General features: G+C 55.2%; 13 protein-coding genes. 6 read left to right on the plus strand and 7 right to left on the minus strand.

What is annotated here, in order from left to right; translation table 11 throughout:
* Positions 1-87: 87 nt before the first annotated feature.
* A complete protein-coding gene (locus ACZA91_RS01195) occupies positions 88-909 on the plus strand; it encodes an HAD family hydrolase (protein ID WP_463184292.1) in 822 nt (273 codons plus the stop codon).
* 173 nt (positions 910-1082) lie between these two features.
* Here the strand turns inward: ACZA91_RS01195 and ACZA91_RS01200 are convergent, their stop codons facing one another.
* Both ACZA91_RS01200 and ACZA91_RS01205 read right to left on the minus strand, forming a co-directional pair.
* Entirely contained in the window at positions 1083-2609 is a 1527-nt protein-coding gene (locus ACZA91_RS01200; protein WP_463184294.1) for a M16 family metallopeptidase, read from the minus strand.
* A gap of 286 nt (positions 2610-2895) precedes the next feature.
* A complete protein-coding gene (locus tag ACZA91_RS01205) occupies positions 2896-4701 on the minus strand; it encodes a M16 family metallopeptidase (protein WP_242030801.1) in 1806 nt (601 codons plus the stop codon).
* A 432-nt stretch (positions 4702-5133) separates the two neighbouring features.
* On the opposite strand from ACZA91_RS01205, the gene ACZA91_RS01210 reads away from it, so the two are divergent.
* Positions 5134-5757 (plus strand): TetR/AcrR family transcriptional regulator, encoded by a 624-nt coding sequence (locus ACZA91_RS01210; RefSeq protein ID WP_199291392.1) that lies wholly within the window; start codon positions 5134-5136, stop codon positions 5755-5757.
* Positions 5758-5832: 75 nt separating this feature from the next.
* Here the strand turns inward: ACZA91_RS01210 and ACZA91_RS01215 are convergent, their stop codons facing one another.
* Positions 5833-6468, minus strand: coding sequence for a hypothetical protein (locus tag ACZA91_RS01215; RefSeq protein WP_190353724.1), 636 nt, complete (start codon positions 6466-6468; stop codon positions 5833-5835).
* A 356-nt stretch (positions 6469-6824) separates the two neighbouring features.
* Complete coding sequence (gene psaM, locus ACZA91_RS01220; RefSeq protein WP_099535010.1) at positions 6825-6917, minus strand: photosystem I reaction center subunit XII; 93 nt, start codon at positions 6915-6917, stop codon at positions 6825-6827.
* 146 nt (positions 6918-7063) lie between these two features.
* On the opposite strand from psaM, the gene ACZA91_RS01225 reads away from it, so the two are divergent.
* The gene (locus ACZA91_RS01225) at positions 7064-7846 is read left to right on the plus strand and encodes a TerC family protein (protein ID WP_463184296.1); all 783 of its coding nucleotides are present in this window, start codon (positions 7064-7066) and stop codon (positions 7844-7846) included.
* Between the two features lie 336 nt (positions 7847-8182).
* Here the strand turns inward: ACZA91_RS01225 and ACZA91_RS01230 are convergent, their stop codons facing one another.
* Together ACZA91_RS01230 and ACZA91_RS01235 are read right to left on the minus strand one after the other, a co-directional pair.
* Positions 8183-8344 carry a hypothetical protein gene (locus ACZA91_RS01230; protein ID WP_190353726.1) on the minus strand — a complete coding sequence of 54 codons (162 nt, stop codon included), beginning with the start codon at positions 8342-8344 and terminating at the stop codon, positions 8183-8185.
* A 941-nt stretch (positions 8345-9285) separates the two neighbouring features.
* The gene (locus ACZA91_RS01235) at positions 9286-9435 is read right to left on the minus strand and encodes a hypothetical protein (RefSeq protein ID WP_463184298.1); all 150 of its coding nucleotides are present in this window, start codon (positions 9433-9435) and stop codon (positions 9286-9288) included.
* 445 nt (positions 9436-9880) lie between these two features.
* On the opposite strand from ACZA91_RS01235, the gene ACZA91_RS01240 reads away from it, so the two are divergent.
* From ACZA91_RS01240 to ACZA91_RS01250, 3 genes are all read left to right on the plus strand, one after another.
* Positions 9881-10648, plus strand: coding sequence for a Crp/Fnr family transcriptional regulator (locus ACZA91_RS01240; RefSeq protein WP_190353727.1), 768 nt, complete (start codon positions 9881-9883; stop codon positions 10646-10648).
* A gap of 380 nt (positions 10649-11028) precedes the next feature.
* The gene (locus ACZA91_RS01245) at positions 11029-12129 is read left to right on the plus strand and encodes a hypothetical protein (protein ID WP_143473169.1); all 1101 of its coding nucleotides are present in this window, start codon (positions 11029-11031) and stop codon (positions 12127-12129) included.
* A gap of 134 nt (positions 12130-12263) precedes the next feature.
* A complete protein-coding gene (locus ACZA91_RS01250) occupies positions 12264-14195 on the plus strand; it encodes an ABC transporter ATP-binding protein (RefSeq protein WP_463184300.1) in 1932 nt (643 codons plus the stop codon).
* A gap of 60 nt (positions 14196-14255) precedes the next feature.
* Here ACZA91_RS01250 and ACZA91_RS01255 read toward each other — a convergent pair whose 3' ends face one another.
* Positions 14256-16145, minus strand: coding sequence for a hypothetical protein (locus ACZA91_RS01255; RefSeq protein ID WP_463184302.1), 1890 nt, complete (start codon positions 16143-16145; stop codon positions 14256-14258).
* Positions 16146-16187: the final 42 nt, after the last annotated feature.

Genomic DNA, 16187 nt, shown 5'->3' on the forward strand with positions numbered 1-16187 from the left:
ACTGGTTTTGTCCCAATTAGCATTAAGCTAATCAACCCCAAATTTCCAGTTTAGTCTTGCCCCAATTATCATTAGGCCAATCAACCTATGATTTCTAGTTCTGAACCTATCCTGCCACCCGATTTATTAGCTTTGGACTTTGATGGGGTGCTCTGTGATGGATTGCTGGAATATTTTGAAATCGCTCGCAAAACCCATCAGGCACTGTGGCAATTCGCTGACCCGATCGCCCCAGAGCTAGCGGAATCGTTTTATCGGCTCCGGCCCGTAATCGAAACAGGTTGGGAAATGCCCGTTTTAATTCAAGCCTTGGTGGACGGGCACTCGATCGCGGAAATTCAATCCCATTGGCGATCGATTGCAGAGACCATTGTGCAACGCGATCGATTAACAGCGGCCCAACTTTCACAACAGTTAGACAGCAACCGCGATCGATGGATTCGGGAAGATTTGGACGGCTGGTTGGCATTGCATCGCTTTTTTCCAGGGGTGATTGAGCAATTAAAAACCTGGCTCAATCCAGCTAATGCCTACTCTTCTTTGGAGGTTGTGATTATTACCACCAAGGAAGAGCGGTTTGTGCGGCAACTGCTCGATCGGGCAGGGGTTAATCATCAATCCTTAGCAATCTTTGGCAAGGCAACCCGGCAACCGAAAGCCAGCACATTAAAGCAGTGGATTGGACAAAAGTCTAATATTTGGTTTGTGGAAGATATGCTGCCAACCCTGAATAAAGTGATCCAAGAACCGGCCTTGGGTCAAGTGGAATTATTCCTAGCCAATTGGGGCTATAACACCGAGAGTGATCGCGCCCAGGCAACCCAGAGCGATCGGATTCATTGCCTCAGCCTTGAGCAATTTGTCCAACCGTTTTCCCAATGGTTAATCGCAACCAATGCAGCTCGTTAACTCTCAGACAGTTCTGAAGAACCAAACCTGAGCGATCGAACTTGAGCAATCAAACTTGATACGTTACCAACTCAAATCGACCTAACCAGACAAGGGGCTTAAGCCCCTTGTTCCTATGGTTCTTGGTAGCACTACAGTTTGGATTGCAACTCAGGCTGAGTGAACCAAATAGGTCAAGAATTGCGGCCAGTTGGTACACCGGGAATTGTGACATCCAAAGCGGTTACCGGCTGTCCTAATTGATTGAGTGGTGGCTGAATTGACTTCTGATTTCCCACCACCAAGGTCACCAATTGATCAGGTTTTAGATAAGTCTGTGCTGCCCGCTGCACATCCTCAATGGTGGTAGCTTGAACGGCTTTTTGGTAGCGGAAAATAAAATCAGAAGGATAACCGTAGTAATCGTAGCTCATTAATCGGCCGAGGGTTTGAGACGGGTCAGCAAAGTTAAAAATGAAGGAATTGAGGGCTGATTCCTTGGCAAAATTCAACTCTTGATTACTAATTGGTTGGCTACGAACTTTGGCAATTTCTGCCTTTAAGCCTTGAATTAGGGGCACAGTTCCTTCGGAGCGAGTTTGGCCACCGGCTTGGAAAGTACCAGGAAAGTCATAATTCGGACTCCAGTAGCCATAGACCGAGTAAGCAAGGCCCTGGCGCGATCGCAGTTCGTTAAACAGGCGACCCCCAAAGCCATTCAGCACATCATTGAGGACGGCCATGGCGGGGTAATCGGTGTTGCTGACGAGGCCGCCCAGGTGACCCAGAACAACGGAGCTTTGGGTGAGCTGGGGCCGATCAACCACAAACACGCCGCTGGTCTGCACTTGGCTGACGGCGGGTAGCGGATTTTCACGGTTGGGGCCCGGCTGCCAGTCGCCCAGGCGGGCTTCGATCAGGCGGCGCATGGCTGTGCGATCGAAGTCCCCGGAAATGCCCAAGATGATGTTCTGGGGAACGAAATAGCGCCGATAGAACGACTCCACGGCCGGGCGATCAATCCGATCGAGCGTGGCATATTCCACCGTGCGGGCGTAGGGGCTGTTGGCTCCGTAGAGCAATTTGTCAAATTCACGGCTGGCGATGCCGTCGGGGTCGTCGTTGCGCCGGGCAATGTTCCCCCGCAGTTGGGTTTTGGCGAGGGCAATTTTTTCCGGGGCAAAGGCGGGCGATCGCAACACTTCCGTGAACCAGCCGAAGACCGACTCTAGATCCTCGCTGAGGGCGCTGAAGCTGACACTACCGGAAGCAATGCCAATGCCGGACTCGATCGAGGCGGCCCGGTCTTCCAGGAGTTGATCCAATGTGGCGGCATCATGCTGCTGAGTACCCCCCGATCGCAATACATCCCCCACCACGTCGGCCAAGCCGGCCAGGTCTTCCGGTTCCCACCGGGATCCCGTCCGCACAATGGCTCGGCCCCCAACCAGTGGCAGTTCATGATCTTCCACCAAATAGACCGTCAGGCCGTTGGGCAATTGGAAGCGATCGTAATCCGGCAGCTTTACCTCCGGCGGCGGCGGTAATTGCAACTCCGTGTAGTGCAGGGGGGTATCAGCCACGGCCGGCTGTCGCACTCCCAACACCAACAACCCCACTAAAAGGGCAATGGTTAACCAGCGCCAGCGCCGATCGCGCCGAGGCTGGGCTGCGAACTGGTGCGGGGAACGGCGCGCCCCGATCGAACGAAAAACCTTCATGGCTACTCTGTACCCTCAATGAACCTTGCGCCTTGCGTTTTGTTCTCGATTTTGGATCTTGAATTCTGGATCTTGAATTCTGGATCTTGAATTCTGGATCTTGAATTCTGGATCTTGAATTCTGGATCCTGGATGTTGGAATGCTGGCTATTGGGCGACAGCGTTTGGATCGCCGCTTTGTAGATCGCCACTTGTTGAATCGCCGCTGCTGGCTGGGAGCGTTTGAATCGTGACTGAATGGGCAACTTTTGCACCATTCAGCCTCCTCAACCGATCGCCCCAAAGGCTATTTGGGCAATAGCTTCAGCACCGTGCGATTTTCAGGGGTGAAGGTCTTGCGAGCCACCCGTTGCACATCGGCCGGCGAGATCGAGCCAATTCGATCTAGCTCCGCAAACAAATTGCGCCAATTGCCCGTTTTGGCTTGATATTCCGCCAGCAGGGCCGCCATGGTGCTGTTGGAGTCGATCGCCCGCAGTTGGTTGGCCCTGGCTTGGGTTTTCACGCGCTCTAGTTCCGCCTCGCTCACCGGCTCATTTTTCAGGCGATCGAGTTGGCGATGCAGTTCCACCGCAATTTCATCCACAGAATGATCCGGCGCACTCAGGGCATAAAACAGCATCAGTGTCGGGTAGCGATCGCCCGGAAACCCGTATAAACCCGCGATCGAGAGGGCCAATTGCTTTTCCTGCACCACCGACTGATAAAGGCGAGAAGTGCGCCCATCCGACAGCAAACTAGCGATCGCCTCATAGACCACATAATCGGGATCCGTCTTGGCCGGTGCGTGATAGCCCTCCAAGTACCAAGGCTGAGATTCAAGCTGCAAATTGACCGATCGCGTGGCTGTTTGGCGCGGCTCCACCGGAATTGGCAAATTCGGCAGGGGCCGCCGTTGGAATCGACCGAAATAAATTTCCGCCAGCCGCTTCACCTCCGTCGGCACCACATCCCCCACCACCACCGCCGTCAGATTATTGGGCGGGTAATGGGCCTCATAGAAACGGCGCACATCCAACCGGGTCAGGTTGCGGATGTCTTCGTCATAGCCAATCACCGGCCGATGGTAGGGATGAACCTTAAAGGCTGATTCCAAAAACACTTCCACGGCCTTCCCGATCGGGGAGTTATCCGTGCGCATCCGGCGCTCTTCCAGGATCACATCCTGTTCCTTATAAAACTCCCGAAACACCGGATCCAGGAAGCGTTCTGACTCCAGCGACATCCACAACTCCAGCTTATTGGCTGGGAAACTGTAGAAATAGCGCGTGGCATCCGCAGAAGTGGTGGCATTTAACCCCACGCCGCCCGCCTGTTCCACCAACCGCCCAAACTCGTTTTGTTTCACGAAGGGTTGGGCCTGCTGTTCCAAGGCCAGCAACTGTTGGCGCAGTTGTTGGGCTTCGGCGGTTTTGCCCTGGTCGCGCACCGTTTCGTATTGGGCCATCAAGGCATCCATTCGATCGAGAATCGCCTTTTCTGACTCAAAATCCGTTGTGCCAATCCGGCTGGATCCCTTGAAAGCCAAATGCTCCAGAAAGTGGGCCACGCCTGTTTTGCCGTCCGGCTCTTCCGCACCGCCCACATTGGCATAGGTCATGAAGGACACCACCGGAGCCTGGTGGCGCTCCAGCACAATGAATTTCATCCCGTTCTTGAGGGTGAATTCAGTGATTTGCTGTTGCACCCGATCGAGGTAGGGCTTAATCGATGCGGCCTTGGCTGTGGCCGAGTGGCCATTCAGCCCCGCCGTCGTTACGTCTTTGCTGATCACGTTGCTAACCACCGGGCCGCTCATCGGCTCAGACGTGGGGGAAGTAGAAATGACTTTAGAAGCAGCATCGGGGGCAACAGTCGTCATGGATGGCCCAGAGAACCATGGCGATGTGTCCAGGGCCCAGGCCGCCGAAACCACACCGGAACCCAACCACAGGGATCCTGTGAGACCCGCCAAGCCGGCCACCAGCCCGATCGCCCGGACAAGGCCCAAACCCTGATCCCGCAGGACTTGTCCCAGATGATGCACCAATGCCAAGCGATCGCCCGATCGCCCTAACTGCTGCCATTTGCCGTGATTTATGCCTGACAACATGCCTGCCAATCGTGGGTATATGTTGAAGTGAGAATTACAGTGCCGATCGCGTTCAAAGAGCGTTTAAAGGTGGAGAACAGCCGCACCCGCCTCAGGCAAATTTAAAGAAATATTGCCTTGATTGAAACACCAGCCTGGTGACCCAAGCTGGCGAGCAGCTTCCAGCATAGTCGAGCCGCCGGATTTCATGGGTAATTCAAAGCCATCGGCCGAAACTTACGGAATCATGAACTTCGGTAGGCAAAGGATCAGTTTTATAACGTTCCCTTAATTCCAGACCCAGTAGCCCCTGGCCCCGTTGACAATAGCGATCAATTAGCCCCTTGCCATTTTCTCTTGACCTTCTGTTGTTCACCCATCTTTTTTCCTAATGGTCGATCACCCCTTTTTGCACCCCTAATCCCACTGGCTTGCGTCCAAGGAGTCCTAGCCATGCTGCGTATCGCTCACCGCCCATCCCCTTCTGAAACTGAAACCCGCACCCGCATTCTGCAAGCGGCTCAGCAGCTATTTGCCCGCCAGGGTTACGATGCCACCACCACCCGCGACCTGGCCCGGGCGGCTGGCGTGGCCGAAGGAACCCTGTTTCGGCATTTTGATCACAAAAAATCGATTTTGGTGGAAATTGCCACCCAAGGTTGGGTCGAAATCCTAACAGACCTGTTGATGGAACTCAGCGAAATGGCCAGCTATCGAGCCATCTCGCAAGTGATGCGCAAGCGGATGAGCAACCTGAAGCAAAACGCCGACATGATGCGGGTTTGTTTCATGGAAGCTCAATTTCACCCAGAATTGCGCGATCGGATCCAGGTGGAGGTGATTGCCAAAATGATGGATGTGACCGAAGCCTTTTTCCAAACTGCGATCGATCGGGGAATTTATCGCCCCATGAATCCCCGCATCATTGCGCGGGTCTTTTTGGGCATGTTCGCGATCGCCGGCTTCAGCGAGTTGACAATTATGGAGCCGAATATTTCCCCCCGAGAACTTCAGGAAATGGCTGAAGGCATTGCTGATATTTTCCTCAACGGGGTGCTCGACAAAACCAACACTTAGTAGCTCCTCAGCGATTAGCTCAGCAGGGCAAAAGTTAAAGAAACTTTGACTTGGCCCTTTTGACCTGCCGTGCCCCTAGGCTTGGTGCAAGGTGGCAATCACCCACACATCGCATAGCAATAGCAACAGGGCACAACCCAGCAGGGCAATGTACATCCAAGGTTGCGCCAAGGGCCTGACATCACGCATATCAAGGCCCGTTTGTCTTTGCACTTGCTTCACCAAACGGGAAAAGCCCGCAACCCGCATGGGCAGCAAATAGCCTTCGCCCGATCGACTCAGGAAGTAGTAAACCAAGCCGCCTTGACCGGTCGTTTTGGGTTTCAGCGCTTGGATATCGCTCCAGGGCAAAAACCAACCCTTGCGAATCAGCCAGCGAAACCAAACGGGATAGGTGACGCGGATCCCTTCTGTGGTTAGCTCCACCTGTTCAGACAAGGCCCCCCACAACAACACCAGCCCGATCGCCAGGCCAACCCACAGTGTCGAGGGCGAAATGCTTGGGGAAATGCTCGGATCGTTGGCTGCCCCATTCACCTGGGTCAGAAAGGGCAGCGGAAGGGTTAGGGCCCCATAAAGCAAAACCAGGGTGAGCCGAATCAAAATTGAAATTCGGTAGGTTTTGGGGAGGGGGAGTTCTGGGGCGATCGGGGGTTGGGGATCCGCTGCGGACGAGGACGGGGCGATCGAGTTCGGAGGTGGCGAAGACATCCAGCAAACTCCTCAGGCTTCACAATTCTTGATGGTTTTCGCCTCTAGGGTAACGCGCTGGCTCGATCGCCCTCAGTATTTCCGCCCCACTAGCGGTTTGTTCATCAGCGGTTTGTTCATGGGCGCTTTCTTGATGAGTGCTTTCTTCAAGAACGTTTTGCTCAGAACCCATCAGCCACCCAATCGCCCGCCAGGGATCGGCAGCCAAACATGATAAACCCCCGGTCGCGATCGCCACTGGGGGTTTGCTCAACCGATCTTGAACAGGCTCGCGATCGCGACCCCCCAAGACCAAGAACTCAATGATCGAGAGCCGTTGATTAGCTGCCGATCAACGGACTCGAACGGACTTGAACTTACTTGTACAGTTCGGTCGAAAGGCGGAAAGCCAGAATGCCGGGGATGATGGCAATAACTAGGGCGACGTAAACTTGCGTATCCGAAAGCATCGCTCTAAAGACTCCAGATGTTAAAGGGACTGACTTCACTACTTTCAACCACCCGGCTCAATTCAGGAATAGGTTCGTTACAAGGCGTAATAACAGCGTTAGGCTAGTAGGAGTTGCAAAATTTGCCATCAGACCATTGGCCCGAAATGCTCGATCAGTTCCTCGACTTTTACCCCAGCTTTGGCGTTGACACCGCGCTGTTGTTATTGGTGTTGGTGGCGTTGGAGGCCGTGCTCTCGGCAGACAACGCAATCGCCCTCGCTGCGATCGCCCAAGGATTGCAGGATCCCCAACAACGCACCCGAGCCTTAAATTTTGGGCTAGTGGCAGCTTTCATTCTGCGCATTGCCCTGATTTTGCTCGCCACTTGGGTGATCCGCTATTGGCAAATTGAAATGGTGGGGGCCCTCTATCTCCTGTGGCTCAGCTTCAAGTTTTTCACGGGGGAAAATGACGACGACGGCGAGGGCCACAAGGCATTTCGGTTCCAAAATCTTTGGCAAGCCGTTCCCACCATTGCCTTCACCGACCTGGCCTTTTCCCTGGATAGCGTCACCACCGCGATCGCCATTTCTGACCACACCTGGCTGGTGCTGACGGGGGGAACCCTGGGAATCATCACCCTGCGCTTCATGGCAGGGCTGTTTATCCGCTGGTTGGATGAGTATGAAAACCTGGCGGCCGCTGGCTACGTCACCGTTGGGTTTGTCGGTGCGCGTCTGTTTTTGAAGGCGATCGAGGGAGCCTTGGGGGTCGATCTTTGGGTTCCGCCCGATTGGATGACGATTAGTTTCATCGCCATCACCTTCATTTGGGGATTCTCGGTGCGCAAGGAGTCCGTGCAAACGGAAACGGTTGCCGCAGAGTCGATCGCCCCTAACTCCGAAGCCCCAGACCAACCAGCGCCAGAGCCGATCGACCAGCGCTAGGGCTTCTGGCTTAGAAATTCTCAGTAGAGCCAAGCAGGTCTAGACAGATCTAAATAGATCTATTCAGATCCAAATAGAAATCTAAACAGATCCAAAATCATTCCCAAAATCCGAAGGATTCCGAGCTGCTCCGCCGGATCTTTCGGATTTGCTGTTTGGAGGTGGACTCCAATTTGCGTAGGTGAAAAAATAAACCGCCCAGCACAGTATTCCAGGGCGATCGCTCAAGCGTTGAGCAGGCATGGCAGACCCACAGTTGGGTATTGAACGAACCAAAGCCGCGATCGCAGGATGGACTGAACTAGGCGGATAACCAACCTAACGGAGCAAAGAACCTTAGGAGTCGAGACGCTGCCGCGAAAGGGCTTGCAACTGTTGCAACAGGGACTCGATATCCGCTTGCAGGTGCAGGAACTCAATTTGTTGCTTGACATCGAAGGGCAACTGCACTGCCTCTGCCGCCGCCGGTTTACTTACCACAGAAGACGCACTAGCCATAGGTTTATTGAAGAAAAATGAAGATCGTGGTGGTTTGAAGCAAGTATTTTGGCGCAATTCTAACGCGAAGTTTACAATTGTCCACCCCTCGTTACGAATTAACCCCGCCTGAGACAGACCCCGATCGAGACTCTATGACCCACAGTGCGGGCCGATCGCCCCATTTCCCGTGCTTCGGGTGTGGGTTTCCGATCCGGAACCTCACCCCCACCAAGTCCTCGGGGGATCGTTAACCTGTTGCCAGGGGCCGCGGTCATTTTGCACGGGCCGGTTTCTCATTCTGTGGCTCAACTCCACGTCCTCAACCCATTGCTTAATTTGATCAACTAATCGAATAGTCAAGATCAGCTAATCGCTAGACCAATTGCCTAATTGAATTCACCAGACCTCGTTCACGAAACCCCCTTTCCTCCAAATCGACTGATCAACGATCATTTTGTAGGTTGGATTGAGGCACGAAACCCAACAACAGCAAGGGTTATAGTGATCTAAACCAATTGCCTGATTAAGCCGATCGCCCCGTTGAAAGATCGCCACGGAAAATCGCCGAAGCCTCCAGGCATTCAGCGTTTTCAGGAAATTATTCGCAGGAAAAGTACGCTCAGGAAAATGATTTTCAGGAAATCAATCTTCAGAGGCTGAATCACGATGGATCAGCCGTCAAAGTGCTTTGTCGCAAACCGCCTTTTTCTTGAAGTGCTGAAGGCTGGGACGACAAAATCAGCATTATTGATTTTTCTCGATTAATTTTGTCTCGATCGACTACATCTCGATCGGCTCTGGTGACTGGCTTCGGTGGGTTGAATATACCCCTTGATCAGAAAGAGTGCCGACGACTGTCCGTGTTTCGTCTCGGCACTCTTACTGGTTCGCTCCTCACACACCACCAAAATGATAGCCGAGGAATTTGAATCTGTCACCCCATCGCCACCCAAAATCCATCAGAAATTCACGTCCTTGTCATGGAAACCCGTCCCCATCAAGGGTTGGGGCATTTGAGAAATTTTTTCGCGCGTCATGATTTTGGGGCTGAGTCGGCGCAAATCCTGTGGATCGCCCCCCGATCGCGTTGTATCGATCCAAGGAACCAAAGGAACCAACTGAACTAAGGCGGTTTTCTCAAAATATTACCCAAAACATCTACTCATCGATATAAACCGATGAAATAAATCGAGATCAAATGGGCCAAGTCAATGTCAAATCAGCAAACCCAACCGGCCGATCGAGCAGTTCATGCCACCCAGATCAGGGATTGTGGCTTGTTTGACTAAGCCCAGGAAAACTGTGAAAAAATTGGGCAGATATCTACCCGAGTTTTTCCCGAGTTTTGAATATACTGGGCAGCAATGGAACTTTGATACATCCTCCATCCCAAATCAAAACCAGCAGCCCGAAACTAGAACCCATGAGATTTTGGGTGCAATGTAAACGAGCTGTTTCAGGAATGGGGCCTCCGTATTTTCACGGTTATGATACGGGTGATCCCTTGGGCTATCTACGTTCGATCGCTGTCCCTTTTGCACTGGGTTTCCTGTCATGTATTCGCCTCTGACGCAGTCCGAATTTGATCGCCCCTTCCTGACTTGGCAGCGTGTGCTGGATTGGGCCCAGGATCACTACCGCTGCCGCACTTTCGGCAAAGATGAAAAGATTCCCACTCGCCCGGGCCTCTTGTATCTCGTAGAGCGCGGTGCGGTGCGACTGGTTGGCTCGTCGGTTATGACTGCCACGGCTGCCATTCAGGATCAAGATGAAGACGAGGACGGACTCGATCCCGCAATGGATGAGGCTTTTCTGGGGTTTGTGGGGCCTGGGCAGCCCTTTGAAATCATTGCCCAGTCGCCCTTCGCGCTCCAAAGCTACGCCCATGTGGATCGCACCAGTGTGCTGTGGATGTATTGGAACGACTTGGAAAACTGGCCCCACTTCCGCCGCGAAGTGCTGGATGCGTTCCGTCAACAGCACCAACGGAAGCTGCTTTGGTTGAGCACCTTGGGCCAACGCCGCACGATCGATCGCCTGTTGGGTTATCTGACCCTCCTGATTGAGGAGTTTGGTCAAACCTGTGACGATGGCTATTACTTGCCCTGGACACTGACCCATGCCCAGATTGGCAGCGCGATCGGCTCAACGCGAGTGACCGTGACCCGCCTGATGGGGAAACTGCGGAAGCGCGGCCTGATTAGCACCCACGGCGATGGTCTAATTTGCCTACCAGCGGAAGTGATGGGTAAATCCTTGCGAGATGTCAGCCCTAAAGCAACCCTAATTACCGAGTCTCTGCCCCTGGCTGCGGCTGTGTAGGCGAGATGACCTGATCGGGACGATAGCGGGGCTATGGCGAGGCCATGTGGGCATTTTCGCTGTTCTCATCACTGCCCTATTCACTGTCCCATTCACTGCCCCAACTGTTGGTCATTCCCAAGGATCCTCGGTTGAGGGAGCAGCAGCCTACGGCAAACCTACACCGCTGAAGCAAAATAGAGACGGTTCTGGTTGAAAGTGACGGAAACGAAAATCAATGGGCCGGATTCTGAACCATGGATTCAGAGTCCGGTTTCGATCGCTTTCCCGTGAGTTCGCTTTCGGTTTAGAACTTTGGTTCGCATCGTCGCTGGGAGGGGGGAAATGCCAAACCAGGACGATTGCTATTGCTCTTTTTTGGTACTGCTGCACCAGGGCCTATGACGGCGCAATCTTCGGTTCTTGATCTTGCTCGCCAGGGAGATCCCATGGCGATCGCCCGGTTGATGAATCAATCCCTTGAGCCTGCCGGGGTACAAGTCCGCACGGATCTGATCCAGGATTGCCTGACGGTGATGGCGGCGGGCGAGTTGGGGCCGCCGGATCAGGACTTTTTGGTGGATTTTGTGCGGCGGGGAATGCTGGGGCTGGCTGCGCCCGTGGTGCGGCGGGTGGTGGTGCAGGGCTATGCGCCCGGGGCAGCGGCTCCCAGTTGGCAAATGGGCATTGATCTGCAAGAGGCCGGGACGATCGCGCCTCGCCCATTGGTGACCCAGCCTTCGAGTCGATCGCGCCGGGCCGGAGGGGCACGTTCTGGGCAACCCTCGGAGCGATCGGTTGTTCATACCGTGGCCGCCACGGATGCCACCCTATCCACGCCACGGGTCATCGGCTGGGTGAGCATTCTAGCCTTGGCGATCGGGGCCACGGCGGCGGCCCGCTGGGCCATCGCTTGGCTCGGAGAAACCAACATTTACGAAGTGGCCTACGTGGGCCATTTCCTCCGCAGTTTAGAAATTTTGGAACTGCTGAATCTATTGGTGTTTGCCGTGTTGGGCATGGGCGCAGGCATCGCGGCCGGTGTGTTGCCGCCCCCTCGGGGCCAACAACTCACCGCACTCGTGTTGGCCGTGGCCGTGCCCGGTCTGTTTGCCATTGCTCCGGCCGTGCGGCAACAGGCCTGGATTAACCGCGCCGCCGACCATCAGCGGATCACGCCCGAGCAAGCCAAAATTCAAGTTGAGCGCTTTTTGAGCAAGCAGGTGGGACAAAGCGGCCTTTGGGGGTTTTATACCTACTCAGCTCGCTATCCAGAATTGCCCTTGGCTCCGGATGCCATGCGGGAAATTCCCACCATCGATCGACAGGTGAAAGCCACCTTGGCCAATTTGCTGCGCTGGCAAACCAAATCCATTGAGCAACTGTTGGAAGGTTGCACTTGGGGCGTGCGGGGTTTTTATCTCCTGTTGGCCGTGCTCACCACCTTGACCCACTTCCAACAGGGCTTGCGCTACGGGTGGCGTTGGTTTGGCTGGCGCTAGGCCGATCAGCCGATCAATCGTTCGGAAAGAGATTCAGAAATTCAGTTGGTAGAATCAGGGCAAATTTCCTGGGTGGATAGTCTCACTGTCGCCCGCTCGATCGCACCCTTTGGCAACGCACCCTTTGGCAACCTATGACCCTCTCCCCCGTCCTTGACATTCGCAATTTGCAAGTGGAATTTGGTGCCGGTGAGTCGGCCATGCGAGCGGTGGATGGGTTGTCCTTGCAGTTACAGCCCGGTCAAACCTTGGGACTTGTGGGGGAATCTGGCTCGGGAAAATCCGTCACGGCCTTGGCGATCGCGGGGTTGCTGCCCGAATTGGGTCGCGTCAGGGGGGATGGCATTTGGTATCGAGAACCCAATGCCGAGGAGGCGGTGAATTTGCTGAAGCTTTCACCGGAAGCTCTGCGGCGTTACCGAGGGCGACGGATTGGCATGATTTTTCAGGAACCCATGAGCGCCCTGAATCCGGTCTATACCTGTGGGTTTCAGATCATTGAGGCGATTCGATTGCACCGGGGCCTTTCGGAGGCGGCGGCCCGACAACAGGCGATCGCCCTGTTGCAGGAGGTGAAGTTATTGCCGCCGGAGTTGGAACTGCGGGCCCAAATTCGCGATCAGTGGCGCAACGGCAACCCCAGCGATCGGGAATTGCAACAGGCCGTGACCCAACGCCAACAGGCCATGCTCGATCGCTACCCCCACCAAATGTCCGGTGGTCAGCTCCAGCGGGTAACGATCGCGATCGCCCTGGCCGGCGACCCGGCGATTTTGATTGCCGACGAACCCACCACCGCCTTGGATGTGACCGTGCAGGCGCGGATCTTAGAACTGCTGCGGGAGTTGCAACGCCACCGCGCCATGTCCATCCTGTTCATCACCCACGATTTGGGGCTAATTGCCGAACTGGCGGACGACGTGGCGGTCATGTACCAGGGGCAGTTGGTGGAGCAGGGATCCGTGGAGCAAATTTTTACCGCCCCCCAACATCCCTATACCCAAGGGCTGCTGGCTTGCCGGCCGCGCCCAGAATTGCGGCTGCGCTATTTGCCCACGGTGGCGGACTTTTTGAGTGCAGCAGCGCGGGATTCAGCCCCGATCGAACCGGGTTCATCTGCCGGCTCATCTGCCACATCCCTTGCGCCCCAGACCCCGATCGCCCTGGCCATTCCACCGGACGAAACGCGCGATCGACTCACCAAGCTCCAAGCATTGCCGCCCCTGCTGTCCGTGCGGGATTTGCGCGTGGCCTACGCGGTCAAGGGTTGGCTGGGCATGGCCCAACGGCACGCCTTGGCTGTGAATGGTGTGTCCTTTGAGGTGTTTCCTGGGGAGACCTTGGGCCTGGTGGGTGAAAGTGGTTGCGGCAAAAGCACCCTGGCGCGATCGCTCCTGCGGTTGATTGAACCCATGGGCGGTCAAATTCGCTTTGATGACCAAGATATTTTGCAGCTCAAGGGCAAGGCGCTACGGGCCCTGCGGCGCGAAATGCAAATTATTTTCCAAGATCCCTTCAGTTCCCTGAATCCGCGAATGACCATTGGGGCCGCGGTCATGGAACCGATGCTGATCCATGCCCAAGGCAAAACCAACCACCCCCTACCCGCCCGCAAAATGTATCGCGAGCAGGCGGCCTACCTCCTGGAGCGGGTGGGTCTCAAGCCCGACTGGATGAACCGCTATCCCCACGAGTTCTCTGGCGGTCAGCGCCAACGGATTTGCATTGCCCGGGCGCTGGCCTTGAATCCCAAGTTTCTAATCTGTGATGAGTCCGTGTCGGCGTTGGATGTGTCGGTGCAAGCGCAGGTGCTGAATTTGCTGAAGGAATTGCAGAGCGAATTTAGTTTGACTTACATTTTCATTTCCCATGACTTGGGCGTGGTGAAGTTCATGAGCGATCGCATCGCCGTGATGAACCAAGGCCGGTTTGAGGAATTGGGCCCCGCTGATCAGGTCTATGATCACCCTCGGGAAGATTACACGCGCCAACTGATCGCGGCCATTCCCAAGGGCCGGTTCGATCGCGCCATGGCGCAACCCCAACCCGATCGCCAGGCTTCTTGAGCCGATGCCAAACAAGACCAGTCTGAAAAACCAGCAAGGCGGCCAGCGCCTAACAAGCCGCTAAATCGATCGCCAGTTGCCCAGCCGCTCAATTAACCGCTGCACCACTCCCATCAGTTGCGTCAACTCCTGCGATCGGGGGTTGAAATCTTGAGACAGGGAAGCCCGCACCTGCATCTCCGCCAGTTTCTTTTGCAGTTGGCGGGTCAGGTCGATCGCGTCTTGGCTCAGTTTCGAGAGCTGTTGGCGCTGATGAAACTTCAAGGCCGCTCCTCGCAAAACCTGCAACGTGGCCTCCTCGCCCAACCGGCCCGGCGCAATTCGCAACCGCAGGAGCAACAACTCACTGCGATAGATGCGCTCGATCTCGACCTGGCGAGGTTTCCCCACGGGAGGCAACAGGGGCAAATTAGCGAGTAACTTTAGCTCATCGATCACCCCTTGAAAGGTGGAAGGGAGCAACGGATCCAGAGCCGCTTGCATAATCCCATCGCGGCTACAGAGAATTCGAGTGCGATCGATCTCAGGGCGATCAAAATATAGCCGGCCAATCCCTCCTTCAATCGCCCGTTGCAACAACTCCTGCATCAGGGCCCGAGGCGGCAAATCTCCCAATTCCGACAGCGGGCGATCGGCATAGCGAGTGTGCAAGACCAGAGGACTGGGATTTAAGTCGGCCCACTCGATCGGGACGGACACCGTGGGATGAATCCAAGCGGCCTCCACCTCCGAAGCACTCGGAACAGCGGTTTGGGCCGGCGGAGTCGATCGCTCCAACGCCTGCACCAAAGCTTGCTCCAACTCCGCCAACTCCGCCGGTAAATCTACGGGGCCATTGGTCGGTCGCTCAGTTGATAAATCAACGGGCAACAGGGAAGGGGCCGCGCCCTGTCCTGTGCCTAGGTCACTGGCAGTCACCACTGCATGGTTCGTAAGGGTATCCATAGGTAGATCCGGAATATCATCCGGTGTCAGCGAAGGGGAGCCGCAGGCTTCCGCTAACTCCCCCTTCCGGTGCAATTGTTGCCAATCAGGATCTGGGGTACTTTGGGCCGCCGTCACCAGGGTTTCGGTCACATCCACCGCTCCCAAATCCACCGCTCCCAAATCCATTGATCCGGGATCCAATGACCCAGGATCCAGCAGCGAGGGATGTGCCGCCAGGTGATGCAACTGATGTTCCTCGGAACTGCCAGCGCTTAACCAATTCTGGGGACTGGCCCAAGGGTCAAATGGTTCGGAGTTGTCATGGTTTTGAAACCGACCAACCGGTTGGGTTTCCATGTCTTCGCCTGGATCTGGCTCGCCTGGGGGCGACAGAGCACCAAGCTGATTCCAGTGCGCAAAGTCTGCGGGAGCGCTGATGGTTTCTCCCAACTCATCTAGCTCCTCATCGTCCCAATCGTCCATCAAATCATCCACAACAAAACCATGCTCGATCGGTGGCAAGGCCGGTTGCAAATCCGACAGACAATCGCTGACTTCCACCAGGGGACGCAGCTCCGGATCCAACGGCCCGGAATCCGTTCCCGCGCCCAAGGTGCCATGGCCCAACGAGGCCGCTGGCGAATCTGGAGCGGCGTTCGATTGGGAGTTGCCCAAGGAGGGTTGCCAAGATTCAGAATGGCTGGGTTCTACATAACCCTCAGACTTTCGCTGACAGTCGTAGCTCAAAAATGCAGAAAGCAGCTCCTGTTGGGTTTCCAGGGCGATCGGGCGGTAGACCAACTGATCATTCAGGTGAGCGAGCATCCGCTGGACATAGCTCAAGTCCGCGTCGCGATTCACCACGCCCAAAATGATTTGATTGTCTTGCCGGTCTAGGGGCAAGACTTGGTGATAGAGGCAAACTTCAAACGGCAAGATGCGATCGATCAGCGCAAAGACTCGCTCAGGGTCGGGCTGAACGAGGGGATCGATCGGGGATGGTAACGACTCTTGGGCAGACACCGGCGGTGCTAACCTCAGGCAATACAAAACATCGATATTTCA

Source organism: Limnothrix sp. CMB-01, from assembly GCF_055193175.1.

Bases quoted from the DNA above. Each gene is read 5' to 3' on its own strand.
- ACZA91_RS01250 (WP_463184300.1), top strand. From the start codon at position 12,264: ATGACCCTCTCCCCCGTCCTTGACATTCGCAATTTGCAAGTGGAATTT.
- ACZA91_RS01215 (WP_190353724.1), bottom strand. From the start codon at position 6,468: ATGTCTTCGCCACCTCCGAACTCGATCGCCCCGTCCTCGTCCGCAGCG.
- ACZA91_RS01200 (WP_463184294.1), bottom strand. From the start codon at position 2,609: ATGAAGGTTTTTCGTTCGATCGGGGCGCGCCGTTCCCCGCACCAGTTC.
- ACZA91_RS01210 (WP_199291392.1), top strand. From the start codon at position 5,134: ATGCTGCGTATCGCTCACCGCCCATCCCCTTCTGAAACTGAAACCCGC.
- ACZA91_RS01230 (WP_190353726.1), bottom strand. From the start codon at position 8,344: ATGGCTAGTGCGTCTTCTGTGGTAAGTAAACCGGCGGCGGCAGAGGCA.
- ACZA91_RS01205 (WP_242030801.1), bottom strand. From the start codon at position 4,701: ATGTTGTCAGGCATAAATCACGGCAAATGGCAGCAGTTAGGGCGATCG.
- ACZA91_RS01225 (WP_463184296.1), top strand. From the start codon at position 7,064: ATGCTCGATCAGTTCCTCGACTTTTACCCCAGCTTTGGCGTTGACACC.
- ACZA91_RS01245 (WP_143473169.1), top strand. From the start codon at position 11,029: ATGACGGCGCAATCTTCGGTTCTTGATCTTGCTCGCCAGGGAGATCCC.
- ACZA91_RS01195 (WP_463184292.1), top strand. From the start codon at position 88: ATGATTTCTAGTTCTGAACCTATCCTGCCACCCGATTTATTAGCTTTG.
- ACZA91_RS01240 (WP_190353727.1), top strand. From the start codon at position 9,881: ATGTATTCGCCTCTGACGCAGTCCGAATTTGATCGCCCCTTCCTGACT.
- psaM (WP_099535010.1), bottom strand. From the start codon at position 6,917: ATGCTTTCGGATACGCAAGTTTACGTCGCCCTAGTTATTGCCATCATC.